Below are 18,521 nucleotides of genomic sequence, written 5' to 3' on the forward strand. Positions count from 1 at the left end.
GGAAGAGGAAGCGAGGACGTGAAGAGTCGTCTGGGTACGCTGCTGGGGCTGGTGGCCATTGCGCCGCCGGCCCTGGGGATCACCGCCTGCGGTTCGCATGCCGAGACCGCCAGGGGCGGTGCGCCGCGCGCCGGCAGCGTCGCCACCGCGCCGGCGACGTCCAGGGTGGAGCTCTCCGAGACCGGCAGCACGCTGCTCTACCCGCTGTTCAGCGAGTGGGGCGCCGCCTATCGCGCGAAGTACCCGAACGTCACGATCACCACCCAGGGCAGCGGCTCGGGCGCCGGGATCTCCCAGGTCGCGGCCGGGGCGGTCATCATCGGCGCCTCCGACGCCTACCTGTCCGCGGGCGACATGGCCGCGCACCAGGGGCTGATGAACATCGCGCTGGCTATTTCGGCGCAACAGGTCAACTACAACCTGCCCGGTGTCCATCAGCACCTCAAGCTCAACGGCAAGGTGCTGGCCGCGATGTACCAGGGCGCGATCAAAACCTGGAACGACCCGCAGATCGCCGGCATCAACCCCGGCCTGCAACTGCCCGACACCCCGGTGGTCCCGCTGCACCGTTCCGACGGGTCCGGCAGCACGTTTCAGTTCACCCAGTACCTGTCCAAGCAGGACCCCGACGGCTGGGGCCGCTCGCCCGGTTTCGGCACCACGGTGGCCTTCCCGGCGGTGGCCGACGCGCTGGGCGAGAACGGCGACGGCGCCATGGTGACCGGCTGCGCCGCGAACCCCGGCTGCGTGGCCTACACCAGCATCGGCTCGCTCGACGAGGCCGACCAGCACGGGCTCGGCATGGCCAAGCTGGGCAACGCCTCCGGCAAATACCTGCTGCCCAAGGCCAAGAGCATTGCGGCCGCGGTCGCCGCCGTCGCCTCGAAAACCCCGGCGAACCAGGCGATCTCATTGATCAACGGCCCGGCCCCCGACGGGTACCCGATCATCAATTACGAATACGCGATCGTCAACGAGAACCAGCGCGACGGTGCGACGGCCCAGTCGCTGCAGGCGTTCCTGCACTGGGCGATCACCGAGGGCAACGGCCCGTCGTTCCTGGACAAGGTTCACTTCCAGCCGCTGCCGGACCCGGTGGTGGAGTTGTCCGACGCCCAGATCGCCAAGATCAGCGGATGAGCACGGTAACGCAAGGCGCACAAAGGAAAAGGAGAAGAACGTGAAAGTTCGTTTGAGTAAGTTGCTGGCGATGGCCGCGACAGCACCATTGGTGTTGGCCGCGGCGGCGTGCGGTTCGAACTCGCAGAACGGTTCGCCGACTCAGGGTGGCGGCGGCGGCCCGGTGGCGACGACGTGGGCGTCATCGCCGGTGACGTTGTCGGAGACCGGCAGCACGCTGCTGTACCCGCTGTTCAACCTGTGGGGCCCGGCCTATCACGACAAGTATTCGAACGTCACGATCACCACCCAGGGCACCGGCTCGGGGACCGGGATCTCCCAGGCGGCGGCCGGGGCGGTCGAGATCGGCGCCTCCGACGCCTACCTGTCCGAGGGCGACATGGCCGCGCACAAGGGGCTGATGAACATCGCGCTGGCCATTTCGGCGCAGCAGGTCAACTACAACCTGCCCGGTGTCACCGAACACATCAAGCTGAACGGCAAGGTGCTGGCCGGCATGTACAACGGCACCGTCAAAACCTGGAACGACCCGCAGGTCGCCGGGCTGAACCCCGGCGTGAACCTGCCGGCCACGCCGGTGGTTCCGCTGCACCGCTCCGACGGTTCCGGTGACACCTTCCTGTTCACCCAGTACCTGTCCAAGCAGGACCCCGACGGCTGGGGCAAATCGCCCGGTTTCGGCACCACGGTCGCCTTCCCCACGGTGCCCGGCGCGCTGGGCGAGAACGGCAACGGCGGCATGGTGACCGGCTGCGCGGACACCCCGGGCTGCGTGGCCTACATCGGCATCAGCTTCCTCGACCAGGCCCAGGGCAAGGGGCTCGGCGAGGCGCAGCTCGCCAACGCCTCGGACAAGTACCTGCTGCCCGACGCCAAAAGCATCCAGGCCGCGGCCGCCGGCTTCGCCTCGAAAACCCCGGCGAACCAGGCGATCTCGCTGATCAACGGTCCTGCCGCCGACGCGTACCCGATCGTCAACTACGAGTACGCGATCGTCAACAGCGGCCAGAAGGATGGCGCCACCGCCCAGACGCTGCAGGCCTTCCTGCACTGGGCGATCACCGACGGCAACAACGCCTCGTTCCTGGACAAGGTTCACTTCCAGCCGCTGCCGACCGAGGTGGCGAAGTTATCGGACGCCCAGATCGCGAAGATCAGCGGCCAGTAGGGGTTTGGTGACCGACTTCACGATGGGTGGCGCGCTGGCGCGGGTCCGCGGCGCGCGCCGCCCGGGCCTGGCCATCCGTTCCCTGGGTGCGGTGGGCGCGGTGGTTCCGCTGCTCGCGCTCGTGTTTGTGCTCGCGACCCTGCTGCTCGAGGCGCTGCCCGCGATCAGGGTCAACGGCCTGCACTTTTTCACCGCCACCGACTGGATTCCCGGCAACACGTACGGCGACGCCGTCGTCACCCGTGGCGTCCGACATCCGGTCGGCGCCTACTACGGGGCGTTGCCGCTGATCGTCGGGACCTTGGCGACCTCGGCGATCGCCCTGATCATCGGGGTGCCGGTGTCGATCGGGGCGGCGTTGGTGATCGTGGAGCGGTTGCCGAAGCGTCTCGCGTCGGCGATTGGGATGGTGCTCGAATTGCTCGCCGGCATCCCCAGCGTCATCGTCGGCCTTTGGGGCGCAATGACGTTCGGGCCGTTCATCGCCCACTCCGTGGCTCCGGTGATCGCCCGCAACGCGCCCGACGTGCCGGTGCTCGACTACTTCCGGGGCAACACCGGTAACGGGGAGGGTTTGTTGGTGTCCGGCCTGGTGCTGGCGGTGATGGTCATTCCCATCATCGCCAGCACCACCCGCGACCTGCTCCGGCAGGTGCCGGTGCTGCCGCGCGAGGGCGCCGTGGCGCTGGGGATGACCGACTGGGAGTGCGCGCGGCGGGTCACCCTGCCGTGGGTGTCAAGCGGCATCATCGGCGCGGTGGTCCTCGGGTTGGGGCGTGCGTTGGGCGAGACGATGGCCGTCGCCATGGTGTCGGGCGCGGTGCTGGGCGCGATGCCCACCAATATCTACGCGACGATGACCACGATTGCCGCCACCGTTGTGTCGCAGCTGGATTCGGCGATGACCGACTTCACCGACTTCGCGGTGAAGACCCTCGCCGAGGTCTCCCTGGTGTTGATGGTGATCACGTTGCTGACCAACGTGGCGGCCCGCGCGATGGTGCGCCGGGTGTCGGGCACCGCACTGCCGGTGGGACGAGGTGTCTGAGATGGTCGGTGCCCGACGCAAGGTCGTCAATGCGCTGTTCTGGATCGCCTGCGTGTGCTGCCTGGCGGTGGTGGTCGTGCCGACGCTGTGGATGCTGATCGAAGTCGTCGGGCGGGCCCTGCCGGTATTCAAGTGGAGTGTCCTGACCGAGAACACCCGCGGCAACGGCGGCGGGCTGCGCAACGCCATCATCGGCACCGTGGTCATCGGTGTCGGCGTCATGCTGGTCGGGGGCACCGTCAGCGTGTTGACCGGGATCTATCTCTCCGAATTCGCCGGCGGCAGAACGCGTTCCATCCTGCGGGGTGCCTATGAGATCTTGTCCGGCATCCCGTCGATCGTGCTCGGCTACGTCGGCTATCTGGCGCTGGTGGTGAAATTCGGATGGGGGTTTTCCCTGGGGGCCGGGGTGCTGACGCTGTCGGCGATGAGCATTCCGTACATCGCCAAGGCCACCGAGTCCGCGCTTGCTCAGGTGCCCACGTCCTACCGGGAGGGGGCCGAGGCGCTCGGGTTGCCGCTCGGCTGGACGCTGCGCAAGATCGTGCTCAAGTCGGCGATCCCCGGGATCGTCACCGGTCTGCTGGTGGCCCTCGCGCTGGCGGTCGGCGAGACGGCGCCGATGCTGTACACGGCGGGCTGGTCGAATTCGGCGCCGAGCGGAAAGCTCACCGACTCACCGGTTGGCTACCTGACCTACCCGATCTGGACGTTCTACAACCTGCCGTCGAAGACGGCTCGCGACCTGTCCTACGACGCGGCGTTCCTGCTGATCATCTTCGTGTTCCTGCTGATCATGCTCGGTCGGCTGATCACCTGGTTCGCGCGGCGGCACTCGGAATCCGGGTAGCCCGTCAGCCGGTCGGCAGCCGCACCACCTGAACGAAGAACTCGTCGATCTGCCGGACCGCCTTCATGAACTGGTCCAGGTCAACGGGTTTGGTGACGTAGGCGTTGGCGTGCAGCTTGTAGCTTTTCAGGATGTCCTCCTCCGCCGAGGAGGTGGTGAGCACCACGACTGGAATCTGCGCCAGCTCAGGGTCGGACTTGATCTTCTCCAGCAGCTGGCGGCCGTCGTATTTGGGCAGGTTCAGGTCGAGCAGGATCAGGTCGGGCCGCGGCGCGTCAGCGAACTCACCGCGCCGATACAGGTAATTGAGGCCCTCCTCGCCGTCGTGCGCGACGTGCAGCCTGTTCTTGAGCTTGTTGTGCTCGAACGCTTCGCGGGTGATGAGCTCGTCGCCCGGATCGTCTTCGACGAGCAGGATGTCGACCACTCTGCCTTCGGTCATCACTGATGCGCTCCTTCCAAAGCGACTGAGTCTTGCTCGACGGGCACGGGCATGGGCAACGTGAATTCGAATCGCGTCCCCTCGGTGTAGGACGTGTCGATTCGCACGGTGCCGCCGTGGTGTTCGACGATCTTCTTTACCAACGCAAGGCCGACACCGGTTCCCGCGTACACCTCCCGGCCGTGCAACCGCTGGAAGATGATGAAGACCTTGTCGGAGAATTCCTCCGGGATGCCGATGCCGTTGTCTGACACGCTCAGCAACCATTCGCCGTCGTGGGTGCCGTCGCCGGGTGCGCATTCGATGACGACGCGGGGCGGGCGATCCTTGTGCCGGAACTTGATCGCGTTGCCGATGAGGTTCTGCCACAGCATCGTCAGCAGCATCGGATCGCCCACGATCTGCGGGAGCGGCTCCGCCGGCCGCACCACCTCGGCGCCGGTTTCCTCGATCGCGATGGCCAGGTTGGCCAGGCCGGCGTCGAGCGTCGCGTCGAGCTGCACCTCGGTTTCGGTGGTGCCCAGCCGGCCGACCCGCGAAAAAGTGAGCAGGTCGTTGATCAGCGCCTGCATGCGTTTGGCGCCGTCGACCGCGAATCCGATGTACTCGATGCCGCGCTCGTCGAGCTTGTCGCTGTATCGCTTCTCCAGCAGCTGGCAGAAGGAGGCGACCTTGCGCAGTGGTTCCTGCAGGTCATGGGAGGCGACGTAGGCGAACTGTTCGAGTTCGGTGTTGGAGCGGCGCAATTCGGCGGTCTGCTCATCGAGCAGGGTTTGGGCCGAACGGGACACGTCGAGCTCTTCGACCATGCGTTTGCGCATGCTCTCCACGTCGATAGCCATCTTGCGAATATCCTTGGGCCGCTTGGGCGCCGAGATGGTTTCGTCGAAGTTGCCCTGGGTGATCCGGCGGCAAGCCGCGGCCAGATTCGCGATCGGCCGGGTGATCGCGGCGCGACTCAGCAACCCCAGCAGCAGGGCTGAGCCCAACACGATCAACACCATGGCGCCCAGCACCCAGTCGCGCCAGCCGTTGATGTCGTTGAGCTCGTCGGCGGCACTCGTCGCCGCATCCGACAGGTGCGCGTTCTGAGTATCGAAAAGCACTCGCAGACGGTCGAATTTGGCCTTGCCGAGGTCGGCCGTCGGGGTGCTGACGACAGTGGGAGCCTTCGGGGTGACTCCCGCGATGACCGGTTCGGCATAGCTGGTTCGCCAATCGGAGGCGGCCGATTCAATGGCCTCCAGATCGGCCATCAGCCCCGCGCGCCCGCCCAGCAGCCGCCGAATCTCGTCGGCGGCCGCCTGTTCGGCGCGTTGCCCGTCGTAATACGGCGCGAGGAACTGCCGGTCGGCGGAGATCAGGTAACCGCGCAGGCCCGTCTCCTGGTCCCGCAATGCCGCCTGCAGGTGGGTCGCCGCGACGCGCGCCGGCTGTATCTGGTCGCCCATCTGGCGCGAAACCTCGTCGGCGCGTTGCAATAACAAGGCGCCGACCGCCGCCCAGACGAGGACCATTGCGCCCATACCCCACAGGACGAGGGCCAGCAGTCCGCGCACGGTGAGTTGCGATAGCCGAAGTTGGCGCAACGCGTTCACCTCGTTGTCCTCTCGATCCGGAGCACGGCGATGTCGTCGGTGAGGCCCCCACGCGGCTCGGCGAGTTCCTGGGCGCCGTCGATGAGGGCGTCGACGAACGCCGGGCCGGGTCGGTTTGCGTGCGAGCGGGCCAGCTCGAGCAGGCCGTCCTCGCCGAGCCGTTCGGTTCCCTGTCCCGAATATCCCTCGTAGAGCCCGTCGGTCAGCAACAGCAGGCCGTGACCCGCGGGCAGCTCCAGCTCGTGGCGGGGCCAGTCGCCGGCGCGCAGGCCCAGGGCCGGGCCGCCCGGCGGCTCCACCCACTCCACCGCGCCGCCGCCCTGCAGCAGCATCCCCGGATGGCCGGCGCGGATGACGCCGACCCGCGGGCGCTCGGGTGAGATCTCGAGCGTGAGCACGGTCGCGAAAATGCCGGTGCCGGTGCGTTCCGAATACAGCACCCGCTCCAGCTGCCGCATCACGTCGACGCCGTGCACGCCCGCAAAGGTGAGCGTCCGAAACGCGATCCGCAGCGCCGCGCCCAGGGCGGCCTCGTGCGGGCCGTGCCCGGCGACGTCGCCGATCAGGACGTGCACGATCCGGTCGGGGGTCTGGATGACGTCGTAGAAGTCACCGCAGAGCAGGGCGTCTTCGCGGCTGGGCCGGTATCGGGCGACGATGTCGACGCCCGGGTTGTCCAGCAGCAGCGGGGAGGGCAGCAGTCCGCGTTCCAGCAGTGCGTTCTCCCGGGTCCGCAGCTGGCTCGCGCGCAGATCGGCGGCGATGAGCTCGGCGCGCTTGCGCTCGATCGCGTACAGCAGCGCCCGGCGCAGCATTTCCGGCTCGACGCGGCCCTTGACCAGGTAGTCCTGGGCACCGGCGGCGACCGCGGACGCCCCGAAGTACTCGTCGTTCAGGCCGGTCAGCACGACGATCGGGACGGTGGCGTCCAGCTTGGCGACGCGGTCCAGCGCGTCGATCCCGCTGGCGTCGGGCAGGTGCAGATCCAGCAGCACGCAGTCGGGTCGGGCGGATTCCAGCTCACGTTCCGCGTCCGCCATCGATTTGGCCCACACGACCCGGGTGTCGGTGACGGCGTCGGTGATCAGGTCTTCCACCAGGACCGCGTCGGCGCGGTCGTCCTCGACCAAGAGCAACGACAACGGCTGCGGTGACTGCCGCTGCGCGGGCGGCGTGACCGCCGCACGCGCCGGGATCAATTCCCGGCCATCTGTCGACGGGTGTGGGAAGTCACGTTCCGCACTGCAGTCCCCCTGGCCGCGATAAGACCCTTGCTCGGTGGCGGCGATCCGACGAGATAGCCGGTGACTGTTTACCGACCGTCGGCTTGGACTTCACGCGCCGTGGCGATCCTATGCGGTGCGGACGGCGTTTTCCCAACAGCCCCGCGAAACGATCAGCGCAGCAGCGCCCGCGACATCACCACGCGCTGAATCTGATTGGTGCCCTCATAGATCTGGGTGATCTTGGCGTCCCGCATCATCCGCTCGACGGGGAAATCGACGGTGTAGCCGGCGCCGCCGAACAGTTGCACCGCGTCCGTGGTGACCTCCATCGCGACGTCGGAGGCCAGGCACTTCGACGCCGCGGAGATGAAGCCCAGGTGGGATTCGCCGCGCTCGGCGCGCGCGGCGGCGTGATAGACCATCAGCCGCGCGGACTCCACCTTCATCGCCATGTCGGCGAGCATGAACTGCACACCTTGGTTGTCGCTGACCGGACGGTCGAACTGCTTGCGGTCCTTGGTGTAGGCGATGGCGGCGTCCAGCGCGCCCTGCGCGATACCGACCGCCTGGGCGCCGATCGTGGGCCGGGTGTGATCCAGCGTCGCCAGCGCGGTCTTGAAGCCGGTACCCGGCTCGCCGATGATCCGATCCCCCGGGATGCGGCAGTTCTCGAAGTACAGCTCGGTGGTCGGCGACCCCTTGATCCCCAGCTTCTTTTCCTTCGGGCCGACGGTGAAACCCTCGTCGTCGCGGTGGACCATGAACGCCGAGATCCCGTTGGCGCCCTTGTCCGGATCGGTCACCGCCATCACCGTGTACCAGCTCGACTTGCCGCCGTTGGTGATCCAGCACTTGGCGCCGTTGAGAATCCAGTCGTCCCCGTCGGCCTTGGCCCGGGTCCGCATCGAGGCCGCGTCGCTGCCGGCCTCACGCTCGGACAGCGCATAGGACGCCATCGCCGAGCCGTCCGCGACCGACGGCAGCACCTGCTTCTTCAGCTCATCGGAGCCGCGCAGGATCAGGCCCATCGTGCCCAGCTTGTTGACCGCGGGGATCAGCGACGCCGACGCATCGACGCGGGCGACCTCTTCGATGACGATGCACGCCGCGACCGAATCAGCGCCCTGCCCGCCGAACTCCTCGGGCACATGCACGGCGTTGAACCCCGACGCGTTCAGGGCCTCCAGCGCCTCCTGCGGGAAACGGGAGTTCTCGTCGACGTCGGCGGCGTGCGGGGCGATCTCCTTCTCCGCCAACGCCCGGATCGCCGCCCGCAACTCCTGGTGCTCCTCGGGAAGTTGGAACAGATCGAAGTCGGGGTTTCCGGCCCATCCAGCCATCGTGAGCGCCTCCTCATCTCCTTGCTACTCGCCGGTAACTTTACCCTGACGTTGCTGCAGCGCCGCATCCTTGGCCCGCACGCTCTCGGCCAGGTGCTGCTGGAAGTCGACGATGCGCGCCCGCAGCGCCGGGTCCGACGACCCGAGAATGCGCACGGCGAGCAGGCCGGCGTTGCGGGCGCCGCCGATCGAGACCGTCGCCACCGGCACCCCGGCGGGCATCTGCACGATCGACAGCAACGAGTCCAGGCCGTCGAGGCGCGCCAGCGGCACCGGCACGCCGATCACCGGCAGCGGCGTCGCCGCCGCGACCATTCCGGGCAGGTGCGCCGCTCCCCCGGCCCCGGCGATGATCACCTCGATGCCGCGCCCGGCGGCGTCGCGGGCGTAGTCGAACATCACCTGGGGGGTGCGGTGCGCCGAGACGACCCGGACCTCGGCGGGTACGTCGAACTCGGCCAGCGCGGCCGCCGCGTCCTGCATCACCGACCAGTCGCTGTCGCTGCCCATGATCACACCGACCCGAGCCTGCTGAGTGCTACCCGTGGTCATCTACGCCGCTTCTCCCGCCTTTTCCGATCGCACTGCTCTGCTTATCGTCGCCGGCGTGCGGATCCCATCCGTCCGTCCACTGCCCGTGTGACAACCAGTGTGCCGCCAACTCGGCGCGTTCCCGCAGCTTCGCCACGTTTGGCTGATCCGCCGGCCCGGAGGCGACGAAGTTGATGTGGCCGACCTTGCGGCCGGGGCGTTCCTGTTTGCCGTACAGGTGGACGCGGGCGTCCGGCATCCGCGCAAACAGATGGTGCAGCCGCTCATCGAGAGACATCGCGGCCGGTGTCGCGGCGCCCAGCACGTTAGCCATCACGGTCAGCGGCGCGATGGCGTCGGTGTCGCCGAGCGGATAGTCCAGCACCGCGCGCAGATGCTGTTCGAACTGACTGGTGCGCGACCCGTCCATGGTCCAGTGCCCCGAGTTGTGCGGCCGCATCGCCAGCTCGTTGACAAGCAGCGCCCCCTCGACCGTCTCGAACAGCTCGACCGCGAGCACGCCGACCACCCCGAGCTCGCCGGCCAGCCGCAGGGCCAGCTGCTGCGCGTCGGCGGCCAGGTTTTCGGGGTCGTCGGGCAGGCCCGGCGCGGGGGCGATCACCTGCACGCAGATCCCGTCGCGCTGCACGGTCTCGACGAGCGGCCACGCCGCGCCCTGGCCGAACGGCGACCGCGCCACCAGCGCCGACAGTTCGCGGCGCAGGTTCACCTGCTCCTCGGCCATCACCGGCACCTCGTCGGCCAGAAACGCGGCCGCGATCTCGCGGGCGTGCGAGGGGTCGCGGGCCATCCGCACCCCGCGCCCGTCGTAACCGCCGCGGATCGCCTTGACCACCACGGGGCCGGCGATCTCGCGCGCGAAGGCATCGAGTTCGTCGACGCTTCGGATCTCTGCATAGCGGGGCACCGGGACGCCGAGGGCCTCCAACCGCCGACGCATCACGAGCTTGTCCTGGGCGTGCACCAGCGCCTGCGGCGGCGGCGCCACATTGACGCCCTCGGCGACCAGCTTGTCCAGCAGCTCGGTGGGCACATGCTCGTGGTCGAAGGTCAGCACGTCGGCGCCCGCGGCCACCCGGCGCAGGTCTTCGAGGTCGGTGTGCGAACCGATCACGACGTCGGGCGCGATCAGCGCGGCCGATTCGTCGGCGGCGGTGGCCAACACCCGCAGCGTCTGCCCCAGAGCGATCGCCGCCTGGTGGGTCATCCGGGCGAGCTGGCCGCCGCCGACCATCGCGACGACGGGGGTGGCCCGGGGAACGGCGCGGGCAGCCGCGGGCGGCGTTTCGAGGGGGGCTGCGCCCGGCGGGCGTGTACTCGGCACGGCCATCATGGTGTCACGGCGGGACAAACCGACGCCAAAAGCGTGTTGACCGGGCCTGACACCGAATCGTTATGGACAATTTTGCGTCGAATTTGTGTCCGTCCGTACACTGACGTGTTGTGTCCTTCGCCGAAGCCACGATCGCGCGTCTGCCAAGGGTTTTGCAGCCCTATTTGCTACGCCACCACGAACTGATCAAATTCGCCATTGTCGGCGGTACCACGTTCGTCATCGACTCGGCGATTTTCTACACGCTCAAGCTGACAATTCTTGAACCCAAACCGGTGACCGCGAAGGTGATCGCCGGCATCGTGGCGGTCATCGCGTCCTACGTACTGAACCGGGAATGGAGCTTCCGCAACCGTGGCGGGCGCGAGCGTCACCACGAGGCGCTGCTGTTCTTCGCGTTCAGCGGCGTGGGGGTGCTGCTTTCCATGGCGCCGCTGTGGTTCTCCAGCTACGTGTTGCAGCTGCGCGAGCCGACGGTGTCGCTGGCGGCGGAAAACGTCGCCGACTTCATCTCGGCCTACATCATCGGAAACCTGTTGCAGATGGCGTTCCGCTTCTGGGCGTTTCGGCGCTGGGTATTTCCCGACCAGTTTGTCCGCACTCCCGACAAGGTCCTGGAATCCGCCCTCACCGCCGGCGGTATTGCCGAGATCTTCGAGGACGAGATCGAGGGCGGCAACGTCACGTTGCTGCGCGCCTGGCGTAATCGGGCCGGGCGCCTGGGTCAGCTGGGCGATTCCTCGGAACCCAGGGTGTCGAAGACTTCGTGATATAGCAGCGCGTGCACCTCGCGCAGCCGCGGAATGTCGTAGAACTCCAACGGATCTTGTGACGCCGATTCGATGATCAGTGTCCCGGTGCGGAACATTCGCTCGGTGATCCGGTCGCGAAATTCCACACTGTTGATCCGGGCCAGCGGGATATCGATGCCGGTGCGCGTCAACACCCCGTGCCGAAACATCACCCGCCGGTTGGTCACCACGAAATGGGTCGTCAGCCAGCTTCCGAACGGCCACAGCGTCAGCCAGCCCACGATCACCAGCCAGATCCCCCAGATGACGCCGTAGATGATGTTCTTGGCGAGCTGCTCCCAGTGCGTCGAGTTCAGGTAACCGGAGCCGAACGCCGCAAGCCCGGTCGTCAGGAGCAATACCAGCACCGGCCAGATCAATCGCTTCCAGTGCGGGTGGCGGTGCACGATGACGTGCTCGCCGGCGGCCAGCACATTGTCCGGATAGCCCATGCCCGCCGACCTTAGCTGCGCGACGCGACAACCCGGGCCAACTAGCGCAAATGCACCACATCGCCGGCCGCGACGACGGCAGTCTGTCCGCCGCTGTCCAGGCACAGCCGGCCCTGGTCGTCGATGGCGGTCGCGGTCCCGTCGATCTGCTTGCCGCCGGGCAGGTGCGCGCGCACCCGGGCGCCGAGGGTCAGGCTGCGCGCCCGGTAGTCGGCGGCCAGCGCCCAGTCGGCCCCGCGCGCGGCGCGCCAGGCCACGATGCGCCGACCGAGCTCGACCAGCAGCGCGGACGCCAGCCGGGTGCGGTCGGGCGCCGCGACGCCGAGGTCGAGCAGCGACGTCGCGCCCGGGCCGTCGATCTCGTCGGCGGCCTGAGTCACGTTGAGCCCCAAGCCGATAACCACGACCGGCTTTGCCACTTCGGCAAGAATTCCGGCCAGCTTGCCCGGCGAATCCGCCGGCCCGGCCAGCACGTCGTTGGGCCACTTGAGCCCCACCCGGGCCCCGGCGCCTTCCAGCAACGGGGCGACGGTGTCGACCACCGCCACCCCGGTGGCCAGCGGCAGCCAGCCCCACCCGGTGGTCGGGACGTCGACGACGCTGACTCCGACCGACATCGTGATCTGCGCGCGCGGGGTGGCCGACCAGCCGCGGCCGTGCCGTCCGCGCCCGGCGGTCTGGTGCTCGGCGATCAGCACGGCCCCGGCGACGTCATCGCCCGACGACGCGCGCGCCAGCAGGTCGGCGTTGGTGGAGCCGGTCTGCTCGACGACGTCGAGCTGACGCCAGCCCAGCCCGGTGCCGATCAACTCGGCGCGCAGCGCGGCGGCGTCCAGTGGTGCTCGGAGTTGATCTCGGTCTGTCACCGGACCCAGCCTAGAACTCAGGGCCGACGGTCGCGCATGTCCAGCACGGCCAGGTGGCTGAACAGCATGCTCGTTCCGATCGGGTTGCCGCCGCCGGGATAGGCGGTGCCGCTGGGTGCGGCCATCGTGTTGCCCGCCGCGTACAGGCCGGCGATCGGTTCGCCGGATGTGTCGAGCACCCGCGCCGCGGCGTCGGTGCGCAGGCCACCCTTGGTGCCCAGGTCCGAGATGCCGAACGCCGCGGCGTGATAGGGCGGGCGGTCGATGGGCACCAGCGGCGACGCGCCCGCCGAGAACGCGCGATCGAATGCCTCGTCGCCGCGCCCGAAGTCCTCGTCGACGCCGGAGGCGGCAAAACCGTTGAACCGCAACACCGTTGCCGCCAGCCGCTCACCGGGCACCCCGATCTTGTCGGCCAGTTCCTCGAGGGTGTCCGCGGTATGCCACAGGCCGGCGGCGACGTACTTCTCGGTCTCGACGAGGGAGACGTTGGCGGCCTTGACCGGCGGCACCTCGCCCTCCTTGTCGTCGTAGATCATCCAGTACGGCAACGTGATTGACCCGTCGTGCAGCTGCGCGATGATCTCGCGGCCGGCCCGGTCGTAGGCCCGGGACTCGTTGACGAACCGGTCGCCGTCCTGGTTGACGAAGATGCCGCCGGTGAACCACAGCGCGAAGGCGGACCGGCCATCGGGGTGGGTCATGCCCGGCGACCACCACGCCTGATCCAGCAGATCGGTGTCGGCGCCCGCGGCGATGCCGGCCTGCAGCGCCAGGCCGCGACTTCCCGGGCCGCCCATGGTGTCTCGCGAACTACCCGGCACCCCGTACGCGTGGCGCAGCTCGTCGTTGCCTTCGAAGCCGCCGGCGGCCAGCAGCACGCCCCGGCGGGTACCGATGGCGTGGCGCTGCCCGCCGGTCTCGACGATCGCCCCGGTGACCCGGCCGTCGGACCGCACGAGTTCGACCAGGGCGGTGTCGCGTTGCAGCGTCGCGGTCGGGTACTGGCCGATGGCCTTGAGGAATCGGGCGATCAGGGCGCGGCCCCCGATGTAGTAGTCCGACGGCGGCGCGGCGCCGAGCCGGTCGGTGTCCAGCGGCCCGCGGATCGCGTCACGGAATTCGGGGGCGGCGGCCACCGCCAGCGGCTTGGCGGCGATGTGACGCTGACCGTCGAGGCGCGCCTTGGGCGCCTTGCCGTAGTAGTCGGGCCAGGGCAGCGGCACGAACTTCAGGCTCGGGTCGGCCTCCAGGTACTCGATCAGCCCGGCGCCGCCGCGGACATAGGTTTCCTGCAGCTCGCGCGGGGTGCGGTCGCCGACCACGGCGTGGTAGTAGGTGAGCGCGTCCTCGATGGTGTCGTCGGTGCCGGCGCGGACCAGCACCGGATTGCACGGGAACCAGACGCCGCCCCCGCCGGAGTACGCCGTGGTGCCGCCGAATTTGCCGGTGGCCTCGACCAGGAGCACGTCGAGGCCTTCGCGCGCCGCGGTGTACGCGCCGGTCACGCCGCCACCACCCGATCCCGCGACCAGTACGTCGCATTCCCGCGCCCAGTCGACCACGCGATCACGGTACCGACCGAACCGCCCGCCCGGGCTTGATGCGGCCGCGGCGATTACCGCCGCTAAGCTCGATTCCTATGACGAGCGTTACCGACCACACCGCGGAGCCTGCTGCCGAACACACCATCGACATCCACACCACCGCGGGCAAGCTGGCCGAACTGCACAAGCGCCGGGAAGAGTCGCTGCACCCGGTGGGTGAACAGGCCGTCGAGAAGGTGCACGCCAAGGGCAAGCTGACCGCCCGCGAGCGCATCCTCGCCCTGCTCGACGAGGACTCGTTCGTCGAGCTCGACGCGCTGGCCAAGCACCGCAGCAAGAACTTCGGCCTGGAAAACAACCGCCCGCTCGGCGACGGCGTGATCACCGGCTACGGCACCATCGACGGCCGCGACGTGTGCATCTTCAGCCAGGACGCCACGGTGTTCGGCGGCAGCCTCGGCGAGGTGTACGGCGAGAAGATCGTCAAGATCCAGGAGCTGGCGATCAAGACCGGACGCCCGCTGATCGGCATCAACGACGGCGCGGGAGCCCGCATCCAGGAGGGCGTCGTCTCGCTCGGCCTGTACAGCAAGATTTTCCGCAACAACATCCTGGCCTCCGGCGTCATCCCGCAGATCTCGCTGATCATGGGCGCCGCCGCCGGTGGGCACGTGTACTCCCCCGCCCTGACCGACTTCGTGGTCATGGTCGACCAGACCAGCCAGATGTTCATCACCGGGCCCGACGTCATCAAGACCGTCACCGGCGAGGACGTCACCATGGAGGAGCTCGGCGGCGCCCACACCCACATGGCCAAGTCGGGCACCCTGCACTACGTCGCCTCCGGCGAGCAGGACGCCTTCGACTGGGTTCGCGACCTGCTGAGCTACCTGCCGCCCAACAACGCCACCGACGCGCCCCGCTACGCCGAGCCGCATCCCGCGGGTGCCATCGAGGACAACCTCACCGACGAGGACCTCGAGCTGGACACGCTGATCCCGGACTCGCCCAACCAGCCCTACGACATGCACGAGGTGATCACCCGCATCCTCGACGACGACGAATTCCTCGAGGTCCAGGGGGGTTACGCGCAGAACATCGTCGTCGGGTTCGGCCGCATCGAGGGCCGGCCGGTCGGGATCGTGGCCAACCAGCCCACGCAGTTCGCCGGCTGCCTGGACATCAACGCCTCGGAGAAGGCGGCCCGGTTCGTGCGCACCTGCGACTGCTTCAACATCCCGATCATCATGCTGGTCGACGTGCCGGGCTTCCTGCCGGGCACCGGGCAGGAATACAACGGCATCATCCGGCGCGGCGCCAAGCTGCTGTTCGCCTACGGCGAGGCCACCGTCCCCAAGATCACCGTCATCACCCGCAAGGCCTACGGCGGCGCCTACTGCGTCATGGGCTCCAAGGACATGGGCTGCGACGTCAACATCGCCTGGCCCACGGCGCAGATCGCCGTGATGGGGGCCTCCGGCGCCGTCGGATTCGTCTATCGCCAGCAGCTCAAGGAGGCGGCCAAGGAGGGCAAGGACGTCGACGCGCTGCGCCTGGAATTGCAGCAGGAGTACGAGGACACCCTGGTCAACCCGTACGTCGCCGCCGAGCGGGGATACGTCGACGCGGTCATCCCGCCATCGCACACCCGCGGTTACATCGCCACGGCGCTGCGCCTGCTGGAACGCAAGATCGCCCACCTGCCCCCCAAGAAGCACGGGAACATTCCGCTGTGAGTCGAGTGAGCGGAACAAACGCAGTGAGTGACGGGAACGAGACGAACGATCAGGCCACTGTGAGTGACGAAAGCGGTTCTGCGGCAACTGAACCCGCGTCCCAAGCGCACGAGCCGCACATCCAGATCCTCAAGGGTCAGCCCACCGTCGAGGAGGTGGCCGCGCTGCTCGCGGTGCTGGGCTGCGCCGGTGGCGCGCCGGAGCCCCAACAGCCCGAGCAGACCCGCTGGGGCCTGCCGGTCGACCGGCTGCGGTTCGCGATGTCGAACTACCAGCGGCTCACCATGCAGCAAATGACGCACATGAGGCATTGACCCGCCTGGTGCTGGCGTCGGCCTCGGCCGGGCGGCTCAAGGTGTTGCGTCAGGCGGGTGTCGATCCGCTGGTCGTGGTGTCCGGCGTCGACGAAGACGCGATCGCGGCCGCGCTGGGCCCCGACGCGTCGCCGCCCGACGTGGTGTGCGCCCTGGCGCGGGCCAAGGCCGAACAGGTGGCCGCCGAACTGGACGGCGGCGTCGCGGCCAATTGCGTTGTCATTGGCTGTGATTCGATGCTCGAGATCGACGGCCGACTGTGTGGGAAGCCCGGGTCGGCCGATACCGCCGTGAGCCAGTGGCGCCTGATGGGTGGCCGCTCCGGCGAGCTGCACACCGGGCACTGCCTGCTGCGCCTGCGTGACGGCGCCATCACCCACCGCGAAGTCGAATCGCTGTGTACCACAGTGCATTTCGCTACTCCGACGGAGGCGGATCTGCGGGCGTACGTCGCCCACGGCGAGCCGTGGCACGTGGCGGGCGGCTTCACCCTCGACGGCCTGGGTGGCTGGTTCGTCGACGGAATCGAGGGGGACCCGTCGAACGTGATCGGCGTGAGCCTGCCGCTGCTGCGGCGCCTGGTGGGGCGGGCCGGGCTGTCGGTGGCCGCGCTGTGGGCGGCGAATTGACGCCGAGCGTCGACGCGGTGGGCTCCTCCGGCTGACGTCACGACAACACGTCGACGTTGGTGGCGAAATGTCGGGATGAGTAGGCTCGACAACGTGGCATTACCCCCCGATCCAAGCCCGACACTGTCGAACTACGCCCACCCCGAGCGACTGGTTACCGCCGACTGGCTGTCCGCCCACCAGGGCGCCCCCGGCCTGGTGATCGTCGAATCCGACGAGGACGTGTTGCTCTACGACGTCGGTCACATCCCCGGCGCGGTGAAAATCGACTGGCACACCGACCTCAACGACCCCCGGGTCCGCGACTACATCAACGGTGCGCAGTTCGCCGAGTTGATGGACCGCAAAGGCATCGCCCGCGACGACACCGTGGTGATCTACGGCGACAAGAGCAACTGGTGGGCGGCCTATGCGCTGTGGGTGTTCACATTGTTCGGCCACCCGGACGTGCGCCTGCTCAACGGCGGTCGCGACCTGTGGCTGGCCGAACGCCGGGAGACCACGTTGGACGTCCCCACCAAGACGTCCACCGGCTACCCCGTGGTCACACGCAACGACGAGCCCATCCGCGCCTTCAAGGACGAAGTGCTGGGGATTCTCGGCAGCCAGCCGCTGATCGACGTGCGCTCGCCGGACGAGTACACCGGTAAGCGCACCCACATGCCCGAGTACCCCGAGGAGGGCGTGCTGCGCGGCGGCCACATCCCGACCGCCCGGTCGATCCCGTGGGCCAAGGCGGTCGACGAGAGCGGCCGGTTCCGCGGCCGCGACGAGCTCGAGGAGCTCTACGGTTTCCTCGAGCCGGACGACAAGACCGTCGTGTACTGCCGCATCGGCGAACGGTCCAGCCACACGTGGTTCGTGCTGACGCACCTGTTGGGCAAGCCCGGCGTCCGCAATTACGACGGCTCGTGGACCGAGTGGGGCAACACCGTGCGCACCCCGATCGTCGCCGGCACGGACCCGGGGCAGGCGCCGGGGGCAGTCTCCGTCTGATGGGTGCGCGATGAGCATGCCCGCACCGCTGGCCGAGGTGGTATCCGACTTCGCCGAGGTCGAGGGGCAGGACAAGCTGAAGCTGCTGCTGGAATTCGCCGACGAGCTGCCGGACCTGCCGCCCGAGCTGGAGGAGCGGGCCATGGAGCCGGTCCCCGAGTGCCAGACGCCGCTGTTCCTGCATGTCGACGCCAGCGACCCGAACCGGGTGCGGTTGCACTTCAGCGCACCCGCCGAATCACCGACCACCCGGGGGTTCGCGGCGATCCTGGCCACCGGCCTCGACGCGCAGCCCGCCGCCGAGATCCTGGCCGTGCCCGAGGATTTTTACGACGACCTCGGACTGGCCGCGCTGATCAGCCCGCTGCGGTTGCGCGGCCTCTCGGCGATGCTCGCCCGCATCAAGCGCAGGCTGCGCGAGCCGACCGGATAAATCCGGACCGCCTCGCCGGCCCAACGGCGCGGCGCTTAGACTTCCCGAGAACTCGTTGTA

The 18,521-nt window shown here is 68.4% G+C and carries 19 protein-coding genes; 10 read left to right on the plus strand and 9 right to left on the minus strand.

Translation table 11 applies throughout. The annotated features are described in order from the left end of the window. The first annotated feature begins 18 nt into the window (after positions 1 to 18). Genes pstS (A5775_RS00370) through pstA form a run of 4 tightly spaced genes read left to right on the plus strand, consistent with a single transcriptional unit; the run spans position 19 to position 4,206 of the window. Entirely contained in the window at positions 19 to 1,140 is a 1,122-nt protein-coding gene (gene pstS / locus A5775_RS00370) for a phosphate ABC transporter substrate-binding protein PstS (RefSeq protein ID WP_067245512.1), read from the plus strand. Positions 1,141 to 1,180: 40 nt separating this feature from the next. Then, complete coding sequence (gene pstS, locus A5775_RS00375; protein WP_156660522.1) at positions 1,181 to 2,308, plus strand: phosphate ABC transporter substrate-binding protein PstS; 1,128 nt, start codon at positions 1,181 to 1,183, stop codon at positions 2,306 to 2,308. A gap of 22 nt (positions 2,309 to 2,330) precedes the next feature. Beyond that, positions 2,331 to 3,356, plus strand: coding sequence for a phosphate ABC transporter permease subunit PstC (gene pstC, locus A5775_RS00380; RefSeq protein WP_067245710.1), 1,026 nt, complete (start codon positions 2,331 to 2,333; stop codon positions 3,354 to 3,356). Between the two features lies 1 nt (position 3,357). Further along, positions 3,358 to 4,206 (plus strand): phosphate ABC transporter permease PstA, encoded by an 849-nt coding sequence (pstA, locus tag A5775_RS00385; RefSeq protein WP_067245516.1) that lies wholly within the window; start codon positions 3,358 to 3,360, stop codon positions 4,204 to 4,206. 4 nt (positions 4,207 to 4,210) lie between these two features. On the opposite strand, the gene A5775_RS00390 is transcribed toward pstA, so the two are convergent. The 6 genes from A5775_RS00390 to A5775_RS00415 form a co-directional block, all read right to left on the minus strand. Then, positions 4,211 to 4,651, minus strand: a complete 441-nt coding sequence (locus A5775_RS00390; RefSeq protein WP_156660524.1) for a response regulator — start codon at positions 4,649 to 4,651, stop codon at positions 4,211 to 4,213. Further along, complete coding sequence (locus A5775_RS00395) at positions 4,648 to 6,246, minus strand: CHASE3 domain-containing protein (RefSeq protein ID WP_067245523.1); 1,599 nt, start codon at positions 6,244 to 6,246, stop codon at positions 4,648 to 4,650. The genes A5775_RS00390 and A5775_RS00395 overlap by 4 nt, the downstream gene beginning before the upstream one ends. Next, positions 6,243 to 7,388, minus strand: coding sequence for a PP2C family protein-serine/threonine phosphatase (locus A5775_RS00400; RefSeq protein WP_156660526.1), 1,146 nt, complete (start codon positions 7,386 to 7,388; stop codon positions 6,243 to 6,245). The genes A5775_RS00395 and A5775_RS00400 overlap by 4 nt, the downstream gene beginning before the upstream one ends. A 254-nt stretch (positions 7,389 to 7,642) precedes the next feature. Next, positions 7,643 to 8,812: an acyl-CoA dehydrogenase gene (locus A5775_RS00405; protein ID WP_067245530.1), complete on the minus strand. Its 1,170-nt coding sequence runs from the start codon at positions 8,810 to 8,812 to the stop codon at positions 7,643 to 7,645. 24 nt (positions 8,813 to 8,836) lie between these two features. Then, positions 8,837 to 9,364, minus strand: a complete 528-nt coding sequence (purE, locus tag A5775_RS00410; protein WP_067245539.1) for a 5-(carboxyamino)imidazole ribonucleotide mutase — start codon at positions 9,362 to 9,364, stop codon at positions 8,837 to 8,839. Further along, entirely contained in the window at positions 9,351 to 10,697 is a 1,347-nt protein-coding gene (locus A5775_RS00415) for a 5-(carboxyamino)imidazole ribonucleotide synthase (protein ID WP_082952818.1), read from the minus strand. Before A5775_RS00415 ends, purE begins: the two co-directional genes overlap by 14 nt. Before the next feature lie 110 nt (positions 10,698 to 10,807). Here A5775_RS00415 and A5775_RS00420 point away from each other — a divergent pair, with 110 nt between their 5' ends. Beyond that, on the plus strand, positions 10,808 to 11,467 hold the full coding sequence (locus tag A5775_RS00420; RefSeq protein WP_067245546.1) for a GtrA family protein: 660 nt from the start codon (positions 10,808 to 10,810) through the stop codon (positions 11,465 to 11,467). On the opposite strand, the gene A5775_RS00425 is transcribed toward A5775_RS00420, so the two are convergent. The 3 genes from A5775_RS00425 to A5775_RS00435 are packed head-to-tail and all read right to left on the minus strand — an operon-like array spanning position 11,422 to position 14,371. Then, positions 11,422 to 11,940, minus strand: a complete 519-nt coding sequence (locus A5775_RS00425; protein WP_067245549.1) for a PH domain-containing protein — start codon at positions 11,938 to 11,940, stop codon at positions 11,422 to 11,424. The genes A5775_RS00420 and A5775_RS00425 overlap by 46 nt on opposite strands. Positions 11,941 to 11,981: 41 nt before the next feature. Beyond that, positions 11,982 to 12,806 (minus strand): biotin--[acetyl-CoA-carboxylase] ligase, encoded by an 825-nt coding sequence (locus A5775_RS00430; RefSeq protein ID WP_067245553.1) that lies wholly within the window; start codon positions 12,804 to 12,806, stop codon positions 11,982 to 11,984. A 17-nt stretch (positions 12,807 to 12,823) separates the two neighbouring features. Beyond that, complete coding sequence (locus A5775_RS00435) at positions 12,824 to 14,371, minus strand: FAD-binding protein (RefSeq protein ID WP_067245557.1); 1,548 nt, start codon at positions 14,369 to 14,371, stop codon at positions 12,824 to 12,826. A 77-nt stretch (positions 14,372 to 14,448) separates the two neighbouring features. Here A5775_RS00435 and A5775_RS00440 point away from each other — a divergent pair, with 77 nt between their 5' ends. The 5 genes from A5775_RS00440 to A5775_RS00460 all read left to right on the plus strand — a co-directional run bounded on the left by A5775_RS00440 (position 14,449) and on the right by A5775_RS00460 (position 18,461). Continuing rightward, positions 14,449 to 16,089 (plus strand): acyl-CoA carboxylase subunit beta, encoded by a 1,641-nt coding sequence (locus A5775_RS00440; protein WP_067245561.1) that lies wholly within the window; start codon positions 14,449 to 14,451, stop codon positions 16,087 to 16,089. A gap of 23 nt (positions 16,090 to 16,112) precedes the next feature. Next, the gene (locus tag A5775_RS00445) at positions 16,113 to 16,403 is read left to right on the plus strand and encodes an acyl-CoA carboxylase subunit epsilon (RefSeq protein ID WP_067245565.1); all 291 of its coding nucleotides are present in this window, start codon (positions 16,113 to 16,115) and stop codon (positions 16,401 to 16,403) included. Then, complete coding sequence (locus tag A5775_RS00450) at positions 16,400 to 17,032, plus strand: nucleoside triphosphate pyrophosphatase (RefSeq protein ID WP_067245568.1); 633 nt, start codon at positions 16,400 to 16,402, stop codon at positions 17,030 to 17,032. The genes A5775_RS00445 and A5775_RS00450 overlap by 4 nt, the downstream gene beginning before the upstream one ends. A gap of 93 nt (positions 17,033 to 17,125) precedes the next feature. Next, positions 17,126 to 18,028: a sulfurtransferase gene (locus tag A5775_RS00455; protein WP_067245713.1), complete on the plus strand. Its 903-nt coding sequence runs from the start codon at positions 17,126 to 17,128 to the stop codon at positions 18,026 to 18,028. A gap of 10 nt (positions 18,029 to 18,038) precedes the next feature. Next, positions 18,039 to 18,461, plus strand: a complete 423-nt coding sequence (locus A5775_RS00460; RefSeq protein ID WP_067245572.1) for a SufE family protein — start codon at positions 18,039 to 18,041, stop codon at positions 18,459 to 18,461. The last annotated feature ends 60 nt before the right edge of the window (positions 18,462 to 18,521 follow it).

The sequence above is a fragment of the Mycobacterium sp. 852002-10029_SCH5224772 genome (assembly GCF_001667315.1).
In the GTDB taxonomy this organism is placed as follows: Bacteria; Actinomycetota; Actinomycetes; order Mycobacteriales; family Mycobacteriaceae; genus Mycobacterium.